Annotated in this window: 18 protein-coding genes; 6 read left to right on the forward strand and 12 right to left on the reverse strand. The window is 63.8% G+C overall.

The features are described 5' to 3' along the window. Positions 1-335: 335 nt before the first annotated feature. Positions 336-548 (reverse strand): hypothetical protein, encoded by a 213-nt coding sequence (locus EJ067_RS33450; RefSeq protein WP_189340765.1) that lies wholly within the window; start codon positions 546-548, stop codon positions 336-338. A 224-nt stretch (positions 549-772) separates the two neighbouring features. On the opposite strand from EJ067_RS33450, the gene EJ067_RS33455 reads away from it, so the two are divergent. Beyond that, positions 773-1,075 carry a type II toxin-antitoxin system Phd/YefM family antitoxin gene (locus EJ067_RS33455; RefSeq protein ID WP_126089314.1) on the forward strand — a complete coding sequence of 101 codons (303 nt, stop codon included), beginning with the start codon at positions 773-775 and terminating at the stop codon, positions 1,073-1,075. Further along, positions 1,072-1,545 (forward strand): type II toxin-antitoxin system VapC family toxin, encoded by a 474-nt coding sequence (locus EJ067_RS33460; RefSeq protein WP_126089315.1) that lies wholly within the window; start codon positions 1,072-1,074, stop codon positions 1,543-1,545. Before EJ067_RS33455 ends, EJ067_RS33460 begins: the two co-directional genes overlap by 4 nt. An 83-nt stretch (positions 1,546-1,628) precedes the next feature. Here EJ067_RS33460 and EJ067_RS33465 read toward each other — a convergent pair whose 3' ends face one another. The 5 genes from EJ067_RS33465 to EJ067_RS33485 form a co-directional block, all read right to left on the reverse strand. Next, the gene (locus tag EJ067_RS33465; RefSeq protein WP_126089316.1) at positions 1,629-2,216 is read right to left on the reverse strand and encodes a hypothetical protein; all 588 of its coding nucleotides are present in this window, start codon (positions 2,214-2,216) and stop codon (positions 1,629-1,631) included. Positions 2,217-2,694: 478 nt separating this feature from the next. After that, positions 2,695-3,027, reverse strand: a complete 333-nt coding sequence (locus tag EJ067_RS33470; protein ID WP_126089317.1) for a hypothetical protein — start codon at positions 3,025-3,027, stop codon at positions 2,695-2,697. After that, positions 3,024-3,911: a hypothetical protein gene (locus EJ067_RS33475; protein ID WP_126089318.1), complete on the reverse strand. Its 888-nt coding sequence runs from the start codon at positions 3,909-3,911 to the stop codon at positions 3,024-3,026. Before EJ067_RS33475 ends, EJ067_RS33470 begins: the two co-directional genes overlap by 4 nt. Continuing rightward, a complete protein-coding gene (locus tag EJ067_RS33480; RefSeq protein ID WP_126089319.1) occupies positions 3,911-4,381 on the reverse strand; it encodes a hypothetical protein in 471 nt (156 codons plus the stop codon). The genes EJ067_RS33475 and EJ067_RS33480 overlap by 1 nt, the downstream gene beginning before the upstream one ends. A gap of 90 nt (positions 4,382-4,471) precedes the next feature. After that, complete coding sequence (locus EJ067_RS33485) at positions 4,472-6,157, reverse strand: ParB N-terminal domain-containing protein (RefSeq protein ID WP_126089320.1); 1,686 nt, start codon at positions 6,155-6,157, stop codon at positions 4,472-4,474. Between the two features lie 489 nt (positions 6,158-6,646). On the opposite strand from EJ067_RS33485, the gene EJ067_RS33490 reads away from it, so the two are divergent. From EJ067_RS33490 to arsC, 3 genes are read left to right on the forward strand one after another with little or no spacing between them, the layout of a single operon-like run. Continuing rightward, positions 6,647-6,997, forward strand: coding sequence for a metalloregulator ArsR/SmtB family transcription factor (locus tag EJ067_RS33490; RefSeq protein ID WP_126089321.1), 351 nt, complete (start codon positions 6,647-6,649; stop codon positions 6,995-6,997). Then, a complete protein-coding gene (locus tag EJ067_RS33495; protein WP_126089322.1) occupies positions 6,994-7,692 on the forward strand; it encodes an MIP/aquaporin family protein in 699 nt (232 codons plus the stop codon). Before EJ067_RS33490 ends, EJ067_RS33495 begins: the two co-directional genes overlap by 4 nt. Next, positions 7,689-8,099, forward strand: a complete 411-nt coding sequence (gene arsC / locus EJ067_RS33500) for an arsenate reductase (glutaredoxin) (RefSeq protein WP_126089323.1) — start codon at positions 7,689-7,691, stop codon at positions 8,097-8,099. Before EJ067_RS33495 ends, arsC begins: the two co-directional genes overlap by 4 nt. Positions 8,100-8,234: 135 nt before the next feature. Here arsC and EJ067_RS33505 read toward each other — a convergent pair whose 3' ends face one another. The 6 genes from EJ067_RS33505 to EJ067_RS33530 form a co-directional block, all read right to left on the reverse strand. Continuing rightward, on the reverse strand, positions 8,235-8,504 hold the full coding sequence (locus tag EJ067_RS33505; protein WP_245468107.1) for a hypothetical protein: 270 nt from the start codon (positions 8,502-8,504) through the stop codon (positions 8,235-8,237). An 81-nt stretch (positions 8,505-8,585) separates the two neighbouring features. Then, on the reverse strand, positions 8,586-9,701 hold the full coding sequence (locus tag EJ067_RS33510; protein ID WP_126089324.1) for a dienelactone hydrolase family protein: 1,116 nt from the start codon (positions 9,699-9,701) through the stop codon (positions 8,586-8,588). A gap of 1,026 nt (positions 9,702-10,727) precedes the next feature. Next, complete coding sequence (locus EJ067_RS33515; RefSeq protein ID WP_126089325.1) at positions 10,728-15,824, reverse strand: lactate dehydrogenase; 5,097 nt, start codon at positions 15,822-15,824, stop codon at positions 10,728-10,730. 90 nt (positions 15,825-15,914) lie between these two features. Next, positions 15,915-16,313, reverse strand: a complete 399-nt coding sequence (locus EJ067_RS33520; RefSeq protein WP_126089326.1) for a DUF3085 domain-containing protein — start codon at positions 16,311-16,313, stop codon at positions 15,915-15,917. Between the two features lie 10 nt (positions 16,314-16,323). Next, positions 16,324-16,926, reverse strand: coding sequence for a DUF1419 domain-containing protein (locus tag EJ067_RS33525; RefSeq protein WP_126089327.1), 603 nt, complete (start codon positions 16,924-16,926; stop codon positions 16,324-16,326). Positions 16,927-17,070: 144 nt separating this feature from the next. Beyond that, entirely contained in the window at positions 17,071-17,841 is a 771-nt protein-coding gene (locus tag EJ067_RS33530) for a DUF3991 and toprim domain-containing protein (RefSeq protein WP_348639507.1), read from the reverse strand. Here EJ067_RS33530 and EJ067_RS35870 point away from each other — a divergent pair. Next, on the forward strand, positions 17,821-18,537 hold the full coding sequence (locus tag EJ067_RS35870) for a hypothetical protein (protein ID WP_348639508.1): 717 nt from the start codon (positions 17,821-17,823) through the stop codon (positions 18,535-18,537). The genes EJ067_RS33530 and EJ067_RS35870 overlap by 21 nt on opposite strands. Positions 18,538-18,584 lie beyond the last annotated feature (47 nt).

Genomic DNA, 18,584 nt, shown 5'->3' on the forward strand with positions numbered 1-18,584 from the left:
GCGATTGTATTTTGACGTCCGGATGCAAATTAGCAGGAACTGATTAGCCTGCTGCGGGGTTATATGCTCCGAGCGGCCCGTCCCCCGCCGCTCCCCGAGCAAAGCCCGTCGTTCTCTTCCCGAGACGGCGGGCTTTCCTTTCCTGCAGGTATCGGACTTCAATCGGACCGAATTGGTTGCCGGAGAACCCACCGGTTACAGACAGCTAGCCCGCAAGCAGCGGGCGACTTCGTCAAGCACATGCTAGTGTAACATCCCGCCATTCATCTGCTTCGGTGCGCGGCGCGGTTACCTGCCGAGGGGTCACCGGGCCGTTGGGTGCAACCGACTGCGATTCATGCTCTCCGCCTCGTCGAAATGGCCCGTAGCAGATCCGCTTCGTCCGTGATCCCATCATCGAAAGCCTGGAAAACTTCCCTGGCCAGGTATTCCCGCTGTTCCCTGTCTTTCTTGGCGAGACGGCGCTCGTTGCACAGCCGATCAAATACCTGCTGGAGCATGTCCAGCTCAGCGGGCCAGTAGATACCGCGGTAGCGCGACAATGACATTGCTGCCACCCCAAACGCCGGCTGGGAATTATAACAGGGCAGGCATCATTTCGAACCAACTATCTCATCGTGTCTGGGACGTTGGATGCAGTCTGCAGTTCCGATAGCCCGGGCAGCGGACGTGCTGGCGGCCTCGGTGTCATCTGCCTCCGTTGCGACCGAATACGCTGGCACGAGCGCGTTGCGCGCGTTATATATCTGACCAGCTGACTAGGTATGAGATTATGGGCAAGCGGACAGAACTGACGAAAGCGAAGCGGGCAGCGCCCCGCGCGGCGACAGGACGATGGAAACTCGAGGACGCTAAGGCGCGCTTCAGCGAGGTGGTGCGGCACGCCCGCGAGGAGGGGCCGCAGCGGGTGAGCGTGCGCGGCCTTGATGCGGTCGTGGTGATGAGCGTCGAAGAGTTCGAGCGCTTGGCGCCTGAGAAACCCCGTCCGCCGTTCGTGCAGTTCATGGAGAGCCTGCATCTCGGCGGGCTCGATCTCGAGCGCGAGCTGGATCACGGGCGAGATGTGGAGCTGTGAGGGGCTGGCTGCTCGACACCAATGTCGTGGCCGCCCTCATCAATCCGCAGGGCGCGCCGTCTGTGAAGCGCTGGGCCGAGGGACAGGACGAGGAGACCTTCCACATCAGCGTGCTGACGCTTGCCGAATACGACAAGGGCATCCACAACCTTGCCGCCGATCACGCCGAGCGGCCGCGCTATATAGCGGCCCGCGATGCGCTGGCGGAGCGCTTCGGCAGGCGCGTCCTGTCGCTCGGGGACACGATCGTCCGGCGCTGGGGCCGGATTTCCGGCGAGGTCAAGCGCGTAAGCGGACATGCGCCGCCGGTCATCGATACAATGCTCGCTGCGAGCGCGCTCGAACACGATCTTTATCTGGTCACGCGCAACGTGAAGGACGCGCGGTCTTCCGGCGCAATCGTCTTCGATCCGTGGAATGACGACGCGCAAATGTTCCCACTCAGCCCGCTGAGTGGCAGGGAGGGATAGCGGCGGAACAAAAGACGGTCCCATCAGGAACCGGCCCCAGCTTGCGGGATGGTGGGCGAGGCCTCAGCCTCGCCCTGGCGGGCTCAGCCGAGCGCCGCCAGCTGGAGCTCGGCGGCCTTGCGGTCGACGCTCTGGCCGGGGTTTTCGATGGCACGCTCGAAGGGCTTCCAGCGCTCGCCGACGACCTGCTCGTAGGCGGCGACCGCGCCCTCTGCCGCCATGCGCAGCGCGTGGGACTGGACGCCCATGTAGGCTGCGAACTCGCGCTTGCGCTGGGCGGCGCTGTCGAAACCGACCGGACCGTCGAGGTCCTCGTCGCGGGTGTCGTTGGCGGCCTTGGCGGTTGCGTCTCGGGCCTCGGTCACCGCGCGGCTGTAGAACTGGCCGGCGCCGTGCGCCGAGCCGACGAAGGCGCCGACGATCCGCTGCAGGTGGATCTGCATCGCCCTCTCGCCCAGGCCCTCATTGAGGGCCTCGGCTGTGTCGATGATGAGCCTTTCGTGAAGATCGCGGATGCCGTCGCTGTCGAGAATGGGCAGGCCGAAGCTTTCGGCAATCAGGCTGGCCTGGCTTGCGTCCGGACAACAGAGCCGGACCATTTCGAGGGTGGTGCCCTTGCGCAGCGGCACGACGCGGGCGGACTGACGGGAAGTGCGAGCGGTCTTGGTCATGGGATTTCCTTTGCTTCGGTTCCGCCGAAGGTTGTCGCCGGCTCCTTGGCCGGCCCTCCCTTCGAGCGCGGTCCAGACAAAACCGGCGGAAAGACGGGCGCTTCAGGGTCCGGGAGGGCCAGATCGAGCATGGTGGGTTTGCGTCCAAGCAGGGCTCACTAGCCCTCGCGCGGGACGCGGGCCCGCCATGTCGAGAGCGGCTCTCCCGGCCGCCCCGCGGCGCGGAACGCGGCCTTGAAGCGCACGGCCGCCGGTTTAGGACCGCACACCGAACGAAGGGAGCGCCGGCCAAGGAGCCTGACCCTCGACATGAGAACAGAAGCACAGCTTGCCGTGACACCACCGCCTCCGCTGCAGTCTGATTGGGAATTGTGCCGGTCGCGTCACCACAAGATGAGCCGGCTTGTGCCCCGACAATTCGGCCGAGGCCGCTGCCGAACAAGGCACCTACCTCCCCTCGCGGCAGACAGGCTGATTCTCACGCCGCGCGACCATCGAGACAACCGCCATGCCGCTCGAGGAAACGGGCGATCGCAAGATCCTGTCGCGCGAGCTTTCGGGACAGCGCATCGATCTCCGGCTGGCGCTCCGCCGTGAGGGCGGCAAGATGCGACCGGTAGCGCTCGAGAAAGGCGCTCCCATCCCGATCCTTCCCTCGACGATAGCTCGACTCGCGCGACCGCAGTTTCGGCATCAGTGCCGTCATGCGTCGATTGATCTGCCGGTCGATGAGGTCGAGCTGCCGCTGGACCTGTCGGCGGGCTTCCTGCATGCGCAAGAGCTCGGCGCGGCGGTGGGACGGCAATCTCATGATCTTCGCCTGCCCTGCCAGCCGGCAAAGCTCGACGGGCCGCCATAGACGACGTGGCGGTCAGGATCGATGACGAAGCCGAACCGGCCGATCACATACTCGTCGGCGGGGACGAGGAAGCGGCGTTCCTCGCTGCCGACGCCACGCCCGCCACCCGGCGTGGCGATGACCTCGACGAAGCTCTTTTTGTAATCCGCCCTGATTGCGGAGACCACGATCCAGTCGGCGGCGTGTTCCGCCTCGAAGGCGCGTCGATCTTTCTCGCGGGATTGGCCGGCCGCAAGCACGTTGCCGGTGATCTCTTCCCACGCATTCGGAAAGCTGTCCTTGATGATGCGTTCCGCACTTCGACGCTCAAAGCTGGTGAAGAGATCGGGGAAGGTGAAGGCGACGATCGCCCAACACTCGTCTTCTTCATAGAAACCATCCGCCGCGCGCAGCCGGGCGTCGACCTTGCAATTGCGTTCGGGCGAGAGATGGAACCCCCCATGGCTCGCGGTCGAATGACAGGTAACGCCGTCGGCGAAGACGGTGGCGCCCTGCGATGGCCCCCACGGCGTTTGCGCTGTGGACCTGACCTCCTGTCGTGCAAGCGCACGCTTCTCTCGGGCGTGCTCCACCTGCTCCAGAACCTTTGCCCGGAACGCCGCCTCGTCAGCGAGCTGGCCGCAATGACCGTAGAAATCCGAGCGCGTCCACTCGGCGAGCGGACGGCGGATACGCCAGCCGGTCGCCAGATAGTGCCACCCGTTACTCGCGGGCAGCATGGCAAACGCCGTATCGCCTGCGCGAGCGACGAAGAAGCCGCCAGCGCTGCGGCCGAACTCCACCTCCGGAAAGCCGGAGATGGAGTTTTCGTTCGAACTTCGAAGAGAATGGGTCATCACGCGGCCCTCCCCTCGACATGGTCCGCCGCGATCTCATCCGCCGTGATCTGATCGAGCACCGCGTTCGGATAAAAGTGCCGCGTCAGCCATTCTTCGGCATCGGCGCGATTTGGGGCGAGATGGACCAGCTCGGCGTCCTCGCCGGGCCGGTCGAGCACGCGGACCGCGCCCATGGCCGGCCGTTCGAGAAGCGTGAAGCGTAACCGGCTGTCCAGCGAAAACGTACGAAGCACGCGCACGGCGACGACACCGCCCGAACCGTAATCGGCCTCGTGCAGCGTGAAGCTCGCCGGCAGGCTGATAGTGCCAAGGACTGCTTCACCCTGCTTGCGGATCAGACGACCCCTGCTGTTGTTGGTCTGCCATTGCGACAGCTTCTTGCGGTGCCGTTCCCGCGGCCGCGGCGTGGCGTCGGACCAGGCGATGAGCGAGCCGATTGGGGCCCGGAAGATGCGATGCGCGGACATGCGTGTCCTCCATGTGCTGATTGTCAAAACAGGACCGCCGCCGGCGTTTGCCGGCGGCGGGATGGCGATCGGAACGAAGATGTCGGACCGCTATTCGGCCGCTTCGCGGAAAGCGTCCTCGCGCTCAGCGCCGCCAGCATCCTCAGCCATCTGCGGATCCTCGCCCTGAGCGTCGGGATCGTCTTCCTCGCTGGCCGCCTTGCTGGTCAGCCAGGACGAAAGTTTTGCCTTGTCCGGCGCGAACAGGGCCGCCGGATGGATGAGGCGCCCCTCCCTGAAATGCTCGACGAGTGCTGCGCGGGTGTCCTTGACCTTCTGGCGCGGCAGGACCGGCGTGTCCTTGCAGGATGCTTCGAGCGCCGAACGCGATAGGCAGGAGAGGAATTCCTCGCTGCCCATGTTCGGTAGAAAATCGTCCGCGCCGATCGCATCGCCCGCCACGCACGCGACAATGCCGCTGTTCGACCTGTTCTCGCGGCAGGAGAGCACGTCGATCAGCAGCGACCGCACCGCCGCGCGCAGCGTGTCCATGTCGAACTCGAACACGCCCTCCGGATTCAACAAGCGCGCCGCGTGTTCCCCAAGGCTTGCGGCTCCAAAATAGGAGATGTCGCGGGCCCCGGATGCGACGCTGATATTCTGGCCGGCGAAAGCCAGAACAAGCAGCGCCATCAGCGTATCATCCTCGATCGGGGCGCGGGCAAGCGCCTCATGCAGCGCGTCGGTGCGCAAATCGCCGATCATCTCGATGCCCTTGCGGGTGACATCCGGCCGCGACGCCGAGGCGATACCGGCGTCGTCCGCACCATCGGTGCCGGCGCCACTATCTTTGCCTTTGGCCTTCTTCGCCTCTGGCACGCGGTAGTGCACCGACTGCACCTTGCCGTCGCGGTCGAGATACATCGCCGTGCAATCCGACTTCGTGGGCTTACCGTAGACCCGTTCTGCCTTCTTCGGCAGTTCCGGCTGACCCCAACCGTTGACTTCAACCAGCACGCTTTTCTTGGGCAGATTGTTCGTCATCCATTCCTGCTGGGCGCCGAGGAAAGCCTCGACGTCGGTGGTATAGCGGCTGTCCTCATCGGCTGGCGCGAACAGGTCCTCGACCCAGGCGATGCCGTAGGCCTGCGCCAGGTCGTCGCCGAAGCTGGCATCGCGCGCATACATGCGGGTCTTTGTGAGGCCTTGAGCCACACTCCACCAGGACACCTGCGGATCGGCCTTTGACGGCTTGTGCTTTTTCCAGACTTGCTTCTGCTCTTCGAGCGAAGCGGAAGCGATCGTGCGCAGCTGGCCCTCGTTGGGCATGTCGCCCCTGGCCATGTGGTCGAGCATGGCGGGAAGGACATTCGCAAGCAGGCGCAGCTTTCTGATCTGGCGCAGCGGCTGTGCAAGCGCGATGCCGATCGCCTCTTCGGTCCAGCCGAGCGCGACCAGGCGTTCGATCGCCCGCCATTGGTCGACGGAACTGAGGGGCGAGAAAGCCACGTTTTCGATCATCGAGCGCATGGCACCATTGTCGCTTGCGGCTTCCCCGACCAGGACTTCGATTTCCTCGAGGCCCGCGGCAATCGCCTGCTTCACCCGGCGATGGCCGGCATTGATGATATAGCCATTGCCGCCGCCGGTCTCGGCGGTGACGAGGGGCGGCTGCACGATCCCGACTGCCTTGATGGTGGCCAGGAGCAGCGCGTCGGCCTGCGGTGACGATTTTGTCTGGCGCGTACGGTCGGGATTTTCCTTCAGCGCGCGCGGATCGACTTTGATGAGATGCATGGGGATATTCCTTTCGAGATTGAGGCGGCAGATGAAGCCGTCTTTTCTGGTCTTCTTCCTGAAGACACCCCAGGCACCGCTGAGCGGGCAGGCCGGCGCAACTGCGGCCGAGCATCCCTGCCTGGCTGGACCAGCGGGGCTTTCAGCCCTGCGCAGGACGACGGGCCGGGATCGCGAGCGGCGCGGTTGAGCGTAAGCGACGGCGGCCAGCCCGATCAGCGAGCAGCCTTCTCTTCCCTTTTTCGTTTCTCCTTCCCCGGTACTGGCCTGGAACCGTCCCCCCCGACGTGCGCTCGCCATCCAGGGCCGCGCCGCCACCTCGTCCTTTGGGGGAGCTATACGCCTCGAGCGTTGTGGGGTGGCCAGCGCGTCGGGAAGTCGCCGATAGTTGGACCCGACGGGCCCTCTCAGAGCAGGGGCGATTTTTCGGTTGTCGGGAGAGAGCATCTTGGCTATTTCTCGCTTCTATATTTCAAGGATTATTGAAACGTGGATGAACATCGAGCCCTGATCGTCTTTGGCGCTCTGTCGCAGGAGACGCGCCTGCGCGTTCTGCGACTGTTGGTGGTTGCCGGGCCTGATGGCATTGCCGCCGGTGCGCTCGCCGATCAGGTCGAGGTCTCACCGTCCAACGTCAGCTTCCATCTCAAGGAGCTGGAGCGCGCCGGCCTGGTCACGCAGCGGCGCGACGCGCGCTCGATCCTCTACAGCGCCGAATACGACGCTCTGTCCGGCCTGATCCGCTTCCTGATGGAGGATTGCTGCTCGGGCCGTCCGGAAATCTGCGCGCCGGCGCTTGCAGCACCATGCTGCCGGCCGGGCGAGGCAACGTGTAAATGACAGCCTTCGATCTTCCGCGCCGGTTCGCCGCCGAGGCCCTGGGCACCGGCCTCCTGGTTGCAACCGTGGTCGGCTCCGGCATCATGGCCGACACGTTGACGCATGACGCGGCGCTGGCGCTGCTGGGCAACACGCTTGCGACCGGCACCATGCTTGTGGTGTTGATTACCATCCTCGGGGCGGTCTCAGGAGCGCATTTCAATCCGGTCGTCTCGCTGGTGTTCTGCTTGAACCGCACGCTGCCAGCCCGCGATCTTCCCGCCTATCTGGTCGCGCAATTCATGGGCGGCATTGCCGGTGCGATCACGGCGCATCTCATGTTCGCACTTCCGGTGCTGGAGATCGCGACGAAGCCGCGTGCCGGACCGGCGCAATGGTTCTCCGAAATGGTGGCCACATTCGGCCTCGTCGCGGTCATTCTCTCCGGAGCCCGGTTCAAGCAGCGAGCCGTGCCATGGCTGGTCGGGCTCTACATCACCGCCGCCTACTGGTTCACCGCCTCTACATCCTTCGCCAATCCGGCCGTGGCGTTGGCGCGTTCGCTGACCAATACGTTCTCCGGCATCAGACCTATCGATCTGCCGGGCTTCATCGTCGCCGAATTGCTTGGCGCATTGATCGCTTTGGCGCTGATGGGCTGGCTGCTGCGGCCGGAGATCATTCCGCAATCCCAGCCGCAGAAGGCACAGTCATGACGGTCACGATCTATCACAATCCCGCCTGCGGCACCTCGCGCAACACGCTCGCCATGATCCGCGCCAGCGGCGAAGATCCGGTGGTGATCGAATATCTCAAGACGCCGCCGACCCCCGAGCGGCTGGTCGAGCTAATCCCGGCGCTGGGCCTCACGCCGCGCGAGTTGCTGCGGGAGAAGGGGACGCCTTATGCCGAGCTTGGCCTCGCCGACCCGAAATGGAGCGACGACGAGCTGATCGATCTCATGCTCGCACACCCGGTCCTCATCAACCGGCCGATCGTCGAGACGCCAAGGGGCGCAAGGCTTTGCCGGCCTTCCGAGGCGGTGCTGCCGCTTCTCGAGCATCCGGTGCGCGAGTTCGTGAAGGAAGACGGCGAGAAAGTCGCGTACACGCCGCCGGCCTAGACCGGTAGCTGCTTCAATGAAGGCCTTTTGGCTGGCCGAGCGAGTCGATATGCTACCGACTTCCCGCCACCTCGTGCGTCGATACAAGAAAGGGCCTGACGCGGCTTCAGCAGGCCGTCATGACGACGACGTACATTACCGATGACGATCTGCGTTGATCCGATCGGCTCCTAAGAAAGACCTCCTGCCTGACGGGGCATTTTTAGCTTCAACAAGCGCCAGCCTCGAGCGGATAGCGCCAATCGCATTGACTATGGCATCGGCGGCGTGAAGGTCGAGCGCGATATCCAAAAGGCCTTCGGTCGTATGGATCGATAGGATGCCGAGAGCGCCCTTGTCGTCCTTCACCGTGCCGACGTGGATTTCGGTTGGCACAAAAGGTGACGCCTTGTCCCTGCGGTTCATCGTTCACCTGCGATAACGGGGCGGGCGACAATCGCGCCTTCTGGTCATGCATTCAGCGTGGTGAAAAGCCGCCGGCTCACATCATATTCGGGGAGGCCTTGACCTGCCCCGTTTGGTGAGCATTTGGGTTTCGCTAAAGTCATAGCGAAACCCGCGAGTCTCCCAGATCTCCGCTAAGGTCGGAGACTCTTTCAAAAATCGCAGCACCTTCCTGGCTGCGATCATGTTGTAGGGGAAAATCCCAACAGACGAATGTCCGCAATTGAGACGCAGGACCTCTGGCGAACGATTGCATTTCGTCAACACCTCTATCACCCGATCCGAAGCTTCTGGACGCGCGATCGTGTCGTCCTTGCCAAGCACGAACATCAAATCCAGGCCAGGACGTGTGAGACTCCACGTATGCATCTCTAGGTTGATCAGCCCCCAAGCGGTTCTCAAATCTTCGAGTGACATGGCCGGTTCAATCCGACCACGTAACGACTTCATGGTCTCCCCAGTCCAAACAAGATCAGCAGGGCTCCCTGGCGATACCATGAGAACCGCTTTATCGACCATTTCTTCCTGGGCAGCGATCAGACCAGCAACCGTGCCACCTAGGCACATGCCTACAACGGAGATTTTTCGATACCTCTGACTATGAAGCCAACGAACAATCTTACGACCATCCAATACCGCCTGTCTCATCGACCGGACGGTACGTCCCAAATTCGCGTTGAAAAATTTTTCCTCGGAATGGTCGTCGGAACCACGACTAAAATGATATGGGAGGGTAGCCTCAATAACTGTTATGCCCCTTGCGGCAAAGAACTTGGCGAATGTTGGGAAACGGTTCCGCGCGTACCAATGATGAAACACAACAAGTGCATGATCTTTCGATCCGCTATCGGTAACCACACATTCAAATGTATTGTTGTCTTCATCCACGGTTGTGATATCAGACTGAAAAATAACAATATTTTCTTCTTCTTTTAATGGCTCCGGGGGCAAAACCGGGGAGAAAAACTGTTCCCCTTCGGAAAGCGTCCTGAACGCCAGTTCACGGCCACTAGCTTTTTTGTCCTCGGCCTCGTTAACCGTGAATGCCAAGGAGGTATCATAACCAAAGCCAATGGACCTGTGATCGGTACGCTTCTGGCGTTGTAAGGTTCTCAAGATGTGCTTGCGATCATGACGACGCGCCAGATAGCGAAACATACCTCTCTCCTATTTCTTGAAGATCAAAGACAGTTTGTTCGGCCGCCACTCGATATCTGTGGAGTTTTGCGAGGTAAGACGGCTCATCAAATATCCCCGTTTTCACAGCCCTTCTTCTTATGTTGAATTGCCCACAGCCTGAAATGTCGCGGTCGCATCTTCATAACTGGCTCGGGATTGGTTGCTGGCCACGGGCTTGCCGTCGACGTCTGTGAGAGCGCGGGCGTTGCAGAACTCGGCAAGGGGTCGTGGCGATGATCTTGCGGTGCGGACCCTCAAGGCTTTCGCTCGGCAGATCGGGGCGGGCGCCCTGCAACAGCTCGGCCGGCGATGTTCGGGCAGTGGTCGCCCTCGCCGCTCGACTCGTGACCGACCGTCGCCGAAGCCGCTCGATTGGGTCTTCGAACAATTCAATGTCTTGTCCCGTCGGGGAAGATGATGGCTAACTCCTCGTCTGCTGCCTGAAACACACTGTAGGTGCCGTTGACCACGGCGTCGATGATCTGAATATTTTTCCTGTACAGCTTTTTGACACTCGCCAGCGCTTGCCGCAACCCCAGATTGGCGTGATACGCAAGGCTGGATTGAAACTGTTTTTGGAGGCAGTTTTGAGCAGGGCGATCTCACTGAAGCGGAATGGCGCGTACGATTGCGCCGAAGCCGGGCAAGCGCTGCCCCTACAAAGGTGCCTGAGTGTTCTTGTTCCACTGCTATCTCTCATGGGTCCGATTTACTTCGCCTCCGGGCTCCCCCCTTGAATTCGTCTAGCATAGGCCGCCGTCTGGAACGGCGTCGGAGAGCAGCGAAAGGTCTTATCAGAGCCGCCATTCCAGTTGAGAGCCTCCGATGCCAGACCTTGCAGCCCCCGACTGGGATCGCCGGCCTGGGGGCGCTTCGGCGCATATTGGTGCGACAAGGACGCCTAGGCGGACTACAAGGTGTTTGCCGACTATTTCGAGCACCGGATGGACCGGGCAGCCAAACGAAACGGTATTCGCACCAATACGCCGTGGGCCACGCGATAGGTCAGGCGGCGACGGCATCCGCGATGTCCTCGACATCCGCGGCCAGTGCCCTTTCGACCTCGGCGAGCTGCCGGCGCTTTTCGGCCAGTTCGCCGGCAAAGGCGAATTCGCCGCCGTCACGGGCCTGGTAGGAGGCGAGACGGCGCCGGGCTTCGGCGAGACGCTGCCGATAGCGTTCCCGGTCTTGGTCGAAATTCGACAACGCATGTTCGAGACGGGCGACCGCGCCGAGCGGCGTCACCGTCACCGGAAGCTCGATCTCGTGATCCGCTCCGGTGAGCAGGAGCATAGTGGTGTGGCGGTAGTCATCTTGCCCAAAGCGCTCGCCGCAGAATTGGAGGTCGAACCCGCCGATCAAGGCGATGACGGCCTCGCCGTCATGCCGTAGCTGGATCAGGGTGAGAATCTCCTTCATCAGTGCCCGGCCGGCTTCCTTGCGCTCGCTATAGACAAAATTGGCCACGCTCATGACGAAGGCCTCACCGGCGGTCGGCACGCGGCGCTCTACGTCCTTGCCGATTTCCGCGATACGGCGCGTCGGATGCTCGATGTCGCGCTCGGCGTCGCGGATCTGCCGGCGCACGGCATGCTGGTCGTCGATGTGGGCGGCGCGCAGGCGCTCAAGCCGTGCGATGTCGGCCTCGAGACCGGCCTTCTGCATCAGACGCCGGTCCCCCGATGCAATCGCTTTCGCTATGGCGAACTGATTGGCTTGCCCCTCGCCCAGATCTTCCAACCGCCGGATGGAAGTGTCGCCGGACAGTGCCGCCGCGATGAACCGGGCCTTGCGCTCGTTGTTCTGCCACATGGTGGCGTCGAGCGAGCCCTCCGTCGCGTAGGCGAAGATCTCGACCTCGTCATGCTGGTTGCCCTGTCGGACGATGCGGCCCTCGCGCTGCTCGATCTGCGAGGGCAGCCAGGGCACATCCAGGTGATGCAGCGCCTTCAAACGAAGCTGCGCGTTGACGCCGGTGCCCATCGTCTCCGAGGAGCCGATGAGGAAGCGCACCTTGCCGGCTCTCACGTCGCCGAACAGCCGCTGCTTGGCTTCCGATTTCTTGAAGTCCTGCATGAAGGCGATCTCGCAGGCGGGAACCCCCAGGCGGACAAGCTCGTCGCGAATCCAGCGATAGGCGGAAAATCCCCGCGTCTTTTCGACATTGATCGTGCCGAGATCGGAAAAGATCATCTGCGCGGCGCCGGACAGCTCGTAGGGCTTGCCGTCGGGGCGGACATAGGCGTTCTCCGCCGTTTCAAGCCAGATTCGGAAGGCATTCGAGACAAGAAGATTGAGCTTGTTGTCGGGCTCGTCGTCGTTGTCGGGATCGACCATCCGCAGATCGATCGCGGCATGGCGCCCGTCGGTGATGACCGAGAGAAGAATATCGTCGCCGGGCTCTGGCGGCCGCTCGCGCATCTCGATCGCCTTGATGCGCTCGGCGAGTACCAGCTGGTAGCGCTTGAAGGCCGGCGTGGGCTTGGCCGTCAGGATCTGGCGGCGGCCGGTCGAGATCGCGGGCAGCTTGACATGGTCGCGCAGGTCCTGCGGCATCACGACATCGGCAAAGGAGCGGAACATCGCGATCAGCTCGGGGACGTTGACGAAGCTGGCGAAGCGCGTCACCGGCTTGTATTTCCCGGAGGGCTGAAGCTCGAGTTCGGTGGTGACGTCGCCAAAGGTCGAGGCCCAGGCATCGAACTCGTGCAGGCCGCGCTCAGCGAGCGCGCCATGGCCGAGATAGCGCTGCACGGAAAACATCTCGCCAAGCGTGTTGGTTAGTGGAGTACCCGAAGCGAGCACGAGCGCCCTGCCCGGGTTCTTGGTCTCGATAAGCCGGGACTTCACGTAGAGATCCCAGGCGCGCTGCGAGCCGTTCGGATCGACACCCTTGAGCGTCGACATGTTTGTCGGGAAGGAAAGCTTGCGGAATTCCTGCGCCTCGTCGACGACGATCTGGTCGATGCCGATCTCGGAGATGGTGAGAAGATCGTCCTTGCGCGTGGCGAGACTTTCGAGCCGCTCCTTCAGGCCCTCCTTCAGCCTTTCGAGCCGCTTGCGCGAGACGCGATCGTCGCTCTCGACCTTGGTAAGCAGGCTCTCATAGAGCTCGAGCTCGTCCTGGATCATCTGCTGCTCGAAGGCGGACGGGATGCCGATGAAGCGGAATGCCGAATGGGTGATGATGATGGCGTCCCAGTTGGCGGTCGCGGCGCGGGAGAGGAAGCGGTGCCGCTTGGCCAAGGAAAAATTCGTCTCGTCGGCAACGAGAATGCGGGCATTGGGATAAAGCGCGAGGAATTCTCTCGCCGCCTGCGCCAGGCAGTGGCCGGGAACGACCAGCATCGCCTTGGCGATCAGGCCCAGGCGCTTCTGCTCCATGATCGCGGCGGCAATCGTCATCGTCTTGCCGCCGCCGACGGCGTGGGCGAGATAGGTCGAGCCGGCCGAGACGATGCGCCAGATGCCGCGCTTCTGGTGCCCATAAAGAGAAAAGGCGCCAGAGGCGCCCGGAAGTCGCAGATGGTCGCCGTTAAATCTTCGCGGCACGATGTTGTTGAAACGGTCATTGTAGACACGCGCCAAACGGTCGGTGCGATCGGGATCGGACCAGACCCAGTTCTGGAAGGCGGTCTTGATCTTTTGCAACTTCTCCTTCGCCGCCTCGGTGTCGACGACGTTGAGGACACGGCGCTCGGTCCGGCCGTCCCGGATGGTGTCGAATATCTGGGGGACGCGGCTGTTCAGCGCATCGGCGAGCAGTTCGCCGGCGTGGCGGCGATCTGTGCCCCATTCCGAGGTCCCGGCGGCAGTCCATCCAAGCTGACGGGCCTCGACGGTCCATGAGGCGAGCTCGGGCATATGATGGATCTTTATCTCCGCGCCCATGGTCTCCTTGACGAAGGCGACGACATCGGTGGCCGCAATCCACGGCGCCCCGAGACGCGCTGTAATGTCGGAGGGGCTGAGATCGGCGGGCTGCACCTCCGTGAGCGCCGCGACATTGCGTTCATAGCCGGGATCGAGTGCTGCCACGGCCTCGGCGGTCTTCAGCTTGTCGCGGACCGCGCCTGCCAGATAGGCATCCGCCGTCTGCCAGGCACCGTCGGCCGGATCGCGAAAAATGGCGCTGCCGAGTTCGGCGACGACAGTGTCGGTGTCGGAATGCAAAAGCTCGCCGATGTGGTCGAGGTCGACGCAGCCGCGTTCGTTGAGAACCACGGCGAGCGCATCCGCGGCCGAGCTTATGACCGGCGGCAATGGCGGCGCGATCACGCGCTCGGTGAAGATCGGCCCGGGCTTCGCCGTGTCGGATTGGAGGTCGTAGTCCTCGATCGAGGCGACGAGCCAGCAATCCGGGTCGTCCAGGAACGGCTGCAGGTTCGGCCGGCGATGCGTCTCGCGCACCTCGTGGGTTTCCTCATCCTCGGTGGTCGAGACGACGGTGGTGTTGATCGGCCCGAAATCCCTGACAAAGCTCGACCAGGCGACACGCAGGGTGACCTGCGCTTGCCGCCACGGCCGATCGAGCTCTTGGCACCTCAGCACCGCGCGCACCGCATCGCGGATGGGGACCAGTTTCTGGATGATCCGGACATGCTTTTGCGGGATGCCGTCGCCGGCGCGGCCCTTGCGAATGCTGACCGGGACCGGCTCGCCGTCGACGACCTGCATCAGCCCACGCCGGTGGTCGACGACGAAGCTGCCTTCGCGGACGTGGCTGTCGGAACGCTCGCCGCCGGCGGGCGCGTGGTTGTCCTCGCCGTTGCGGTCGATCGCCTCCGGCGCGCCATCGTAAAGCGATTGCGGAAGCAGCGAGATCGCCGCCGTCAGTGCTTCGTCGAGATCGCCGCCGGGCCGCGGCAGGCAGGTATAGGTCTCGTCCGGACCGTAGATGCCGCGCCGCAGCGCGTGGGCGCCGAGCACGAAGTCCGGATGGCGCGCGAACCAGCGGTTGACGCGGATGGCGCCCTCGTCTTGCGTCGCCGGCCGGACTTTCTCAAGATCGAGCCAAGTGAGGTCGCCTTCGGGCTCGCCCGCCTTGCGCTTGCGGAAGAACAGTATGTCGACGACGAGCTCCGTGCCGGCATCGGCGCGAAAGCTGCCCTCGGGCAGACGCAAGGCGGCGATCAGATCGGCCGACTTCGCGATCTGCTCCCGGCACGTGCCGTCGGCCTTGTCCAAAGTGCCGTGGCTGGTCGCGAAGGCGGCGAGGCCGCCAGGCTTGAGCAATCCAAGCGCCTTGACGATGAAATAGTCGTGGAGCCGCAGGCCGAGCGATCGGTAGGCAGGGTCGGAGCGCACGGGGCGTGCCGAAAAGGGGGGGTTGCCGATGGCAAGGTCGAACGAAGCAGGGAGTTCGGTGCGGGCGAAGTCTGCGTTGACGATGCGCGCCCCCGGCTGCAGCAGCCGGGCGATGCGCGCCGTGACCGGATCGAGCTCGACTCCGGTGACATGGGAACGATCGTGCAGCTCGGGCGGCATCAAGGCCGCAAAGAGTCCCGTGCCAAAGCCGGGCTCGAGAATGCGGCCGCCGCGCCAGCCGAGCCGCAGCAGGCCCGCCCAGATCGCGCGGACGATGAACGCAGGTGTGAAATGCGCATATTGCGTGCAGCGGGCGAGCGAGGCGTAGTCAGCCTCGCCGACGGTATCTTCCAGCTGGGTGCCGATCTCCTGCCAGCCGTCGCGAAACTCGATCTCGCCGGGGCGGCGAAAGACGCCATTGGCGAGCTCGGTTGCGCCGAAGCCGGTGAAGCGGATCAGCCTTTGCTGTTCCTCGCGCGTGGCCGGCCTCTGCGCGGCCTCGATCTCGGCCGAAAGCCTGATCGCCGCGATGTTGTCGCGGGCCCGCTCCTTCCAGCCGCGCGCAAGATCACGCTCGCCAATGAGGTGAAAGTTAGCACCCGGTTCCCGCCGGTCCCGGGCCGGCGCGCGGGCAGCGATTGCAACCGGCAGAGACGGCGCCGGCGCGGATGGCGAGCGAACGTCGTCGTGCTGCCGATCGATGTCGGTTCCGGACGAGAAGGCGGTCACGCCGAGGCCGAGGCCGGATGAGGTGTTGCCGAAGAGGTCGATGGTGAACGGATCGTCATGCGCCATTGGAAATGCTCCTGTACTCGAAGGCGCGCGCGAAACGTCCGGCCGAACAGGGTGGGCCGGGCGAAACGCGGCGCCGGTTTTTTGGGAAAGTCAGCGAGTGATCAGCGAGAGCGCGATTTCGGCCTCGGTGAGCTCGACGGTGAGATGTGTTGCGCGCCGATGGCGGTCAAAGAGCGGGACAAGCCGCTCGGCCTCGATGAACTCGATGCCGTCATCGGCCCCGAAATGCCGGCGCTTGTAGTCCCACCAGTCGGGATGGCCGTCCGGGTGGCATTGCTCGCAATAGACGACGAGGGGACGCGCCCCCTCGGCGAGCTTGCCGTTGGAGCATAGATAGACACCCTGGTCGCCGACCAGCCAGACGCCGGGCTTCTCGCCCTCGCCGGGCCTTGTGCCGTAATAGGGGTTGCGAAACCCGCCATTGGCCGCCGCATCGGCAATGCCCTGATCGATCACCTTGCGGACCGCCACAATCGGAAATGTAAACATCGCCCGCACCTCACGCCGCGACGTCGGTGGGCAAGTGCCTGAGATGCACGGGCAGCTTGGCGGCAATCTCCTGGTCGCTCAGATCCTCGAGAGGCTTGAGCACGGTGCGCCCGCGGACATAGACGAGCAGGGTGCGCTTGCCGCGCAACTCGGGCAGCCAGTCCTCGCCCGCATAACCGCGATAGTCGTCATGCGTGCTCGACCAGATATGCTCGAGGCGTTCTTCATGCGTGATCGCCTTCACTGGCCACGACTCGCGCTCCACGATCGCGGCCCGCATGCGCTCTGGCGAACCCTTGTCGCTGAGATCGCAATAGCCATGGAAGTAGCGGACGCGACCGTCGATGCTGAGCCGGAAAAACACGCTGGTGACGCTGCCGGTGAGAAATTCGCTGAGCGCGAACATGTCGGCGCGCATCCAGAGCGGCGGCAGGATCTCGAGCATGTGGTCGTGCCCGGACTGGTCAAGCTCGAACCATTCGTTCCCGTAAAGAGCGCCGGCGTCATCCGCGAAGCGGTTGGGCCGTTGCGCATGGCGGTCGAAGAGACGGAACATCTGCCGGCGGTCGGCGATGCCCTGGTAGATCTTGCGGATGGGAGAGGTGGCGTTCATTGAGGGGCTCCTTCTTAGCCTCGTCGGGCCGGAGCGCGGCTCATCATCTCGATTGCGCCATCGTCTTCAGCCCTTCCTGACCCCTCCCCCGCGGCCGCCTCTCCGTCCGGGCGGGTCAAGGGCCGGCGTCAGCCGGGCGAAGCTTCACCCTTGACGCGGCCGGCGGGCATGCGGCAGCCGGGTTTTTTTGTCCCCTCCTTCTTCCTTCTTCTGGAGTTTTGGCGCACGCAGGTCCTCGTTCCAATCATCGGCGACGGGACGCAGCCGCTCGAAACCGCACCCCGCCTCCGCCGCGATCGCTTCGAGCCGGCCGGCATAGACGTCGCCCTGGGTGTTGTTGTCGGTTGCGGCGACAAGAAGCGCGCCGTTGCGCGCGGCAAGCCCGCGGATCGCCGCCACGGTCGCCGGCGCCCAGCCGCCGCCGGTGCTCAGATAAAGGCTGCCGGGCCGCAGCTCCTCGATCGCGGCAAGGCTCATGGCATCGATGGCCGCTTCGGTGACGCAGAAGCGGATTGCCTCGACAGCGCCAAGACGAAACAGCAGCTTGGCGCCTCCGCTCGCAAACCCCCGCCATTCAGGACCGCGCTCCTCCCAGCCGGTGAGCAGGCCGGCCTCATCGATGTGCGCCGCCCACATGCTGCCGCGCGGGCCTTCGCGGAGCCGGTCCTGGCGGATCGCCGCGCGGATGACGGCCCCGGAGAGACAGCGCTCGTCGTGCAGGTAACGCCAGGTCACGGAGCCTTGCCACGGCCTGCGGCGGCTTTGCCAACGCTCGGAAATGGAACGGTCCGGAGGATGTTTGTGAGGAACTCTCGTCCAGACGGGCTCTCGAGGAACGAACCCGATCAGATCCGCCACATGATCTAGCGCCTCCACGAAGCGGACGCCCTCGAGGTGCTCGACCAGGCGGAACACGTCTCCCTTGGCCTCCGACAGCGGATCAAACCAGCCTTTGCCGGCGTGGATGACGATGATGATCTCGGCGCTGCGCCTGAATTTTACGGCGCGTCTGGTGCTCTCCTTCTGATCGACCGCGAAGCCCGCCCGCTCCAGCACGGCAGTACACAGAACGCCACTTCTGAGTTCCTCGACATCGCTCATCTCCATTCCTATCCCGGCGCCCATGAGGTTCCGTCCCTTCGTGTTTCGGTTTCATTTTCCCGCGAACCCGCGGGACCAGACCCCAAGGCCGCGAAGAGCGAAGGAGGCAAGGGCGCGGCCGGGCAACTGAAGACGCGCGCAGGGCAATGCGATTTTCCGGCCGCGGCGCAGCCTCCCTTGCCGCCGCTCGCTCGCAAGCGGCACCCAATCGCTGCGCATCGGCCCGCCGATTGGCAGGCCGTTGGATCGCGGTCGTGCAATTTGGGCTTTGTGACGGGGCGGACCGCCAAGCTCCGGGCCGGCTCAACGAGCCGGCCTGATCTGGAATGGGTCGTATTCCTGAAGGATTTCGAGATCATCGCCAGGCTCGATCTCATCACTGCGGAGCACGCCGATCGCGTCGCCGGATCTGAAGAGGATGACGGGGACCATCAGGGTGCGGGCGAGGTCCAGGGCGTGGTGTTGAGCCAGGGCAAGATCGTGCGACATCTGAGGGCCTTCCATCTTTGAGCGAGGCCAATCCCCGCTCGATGGCTCCCGTCAGTGTCGTGGGCCGG

Source organism: Mesorhizobium sp. M1D.F.Ca.ET.043.01.1.1, from assembly GCF_003952385.1.
In the GTDB taxonomy this organism is placed as follows: domain Bacteria; phylum Pseudomonadota; class Alphaproteobacteria; order Rhizobiales; family Rhizobiaceae; genus Mesorhizobium.

Excerpts from the sequence above, each read along its gene's own strand:
- EJ067_RS33525 (WP_126089327.1), bottom strand. The coding sequence starts at position 16,926 with ATGAACGCCACCTCTCCCATCCGCAAGATCTACCAGGGCATCGCCGAC.
- EJ067_RS33480 (WP_126089319.1), bottom strand. The coding sequence starts at position 4,381 with ATGTCCGCGCATCGCATCTTCCGGGCCCCAATCGGCTCGCTCATCGCC.
- EJ067_RS33485 (WP_126089320.1), bottom strand. The coding sequence starts at position 6,157 with ATGCATCTCATCAAAGTCGATCCGCGCGCGCTGAAGGAAAATCCCGAC.
- arsC (WP_126089323.1), top strand. The coding sequence starts at position 7,689 with ATGACGGTCACGATCTATCACAATCCCGCCTGCGGCACCTCGCGCAAC.
- EJ067_RS33470 (WP_126089317.1), bottom strand. The coding sequence starts at position 3,027 with ATGAGATTGCCGTCCCACCGCCGCGCCGAGCTCTTGCGCATGCAGGAA.
- EJ067_RS33495 (WP_126089322.1), top strand. The coding sequence starts at position 6,994 with ATGACAGCCTTCGATCTTCCGCGCCGGTTCGCCGCCGAGGCCCTGGGC.
- EJ067_RS33475 (WP_126089318.1), bottom strand. The coding sequence starts at position 3,911 with ATGACCCATTCTCTTCGAAGTTCGAACGAAAACTCCATCTCCGGCTTT.
- EJ067_RS33515 (WP_126089325.1), bottom strand. The coding sequence starts at position 15,824 with ATGGCGCATGACGATCCGTTCACCATCGACCTCTTCGGCAACACCTCA.
- EJ067_RS33450 (WP_189340765.1), bottom strand. The coding sequence starts at position 548 with ATGTCATTGTCGCGCTACCGCGGTATCTACTGGCCCGCTGAGCTGGAC.
- EJ067_RS33510 (WP_126089324.1), bottom strand. The coding sequence starts at position 9,701 with ATGTTTCGCTATCTGGCGCGTCGTCATGATCGCAAGCACATCTTGAGA.
- EJ067_RS33455 (WP_126089314.1), top strand. The coding sequence starts at position 773 with ATGGGCAAGCGGACAGAACTGACGAAAGCGAAGCGGGCAGCGCCCCGC.
- EJ067_RS33465 (WP_126089316.1), bottom strand. The coding sequence starts at position 2,216 with ATGACCAAGACCGCTCGCACTTCCCGTCAGTCCGCCCGCGTCGTGCCG.
- EJ067_RS33505 (WP_245468107.1), bottom strand. The coding sequence starts at position 8,504 with ATGAACCGCAGGGACAAGGCGTCACCTTTTGTGCCAACCGAAATCCAC.
- EJ067_RS33520 (WP_126089326.1), bottom strand. The coding sequence starts at position 16,313 with ATGTTTACATTTCCGATTGTGGCGGTCCGCAAGGTGATCGATCAGGGC.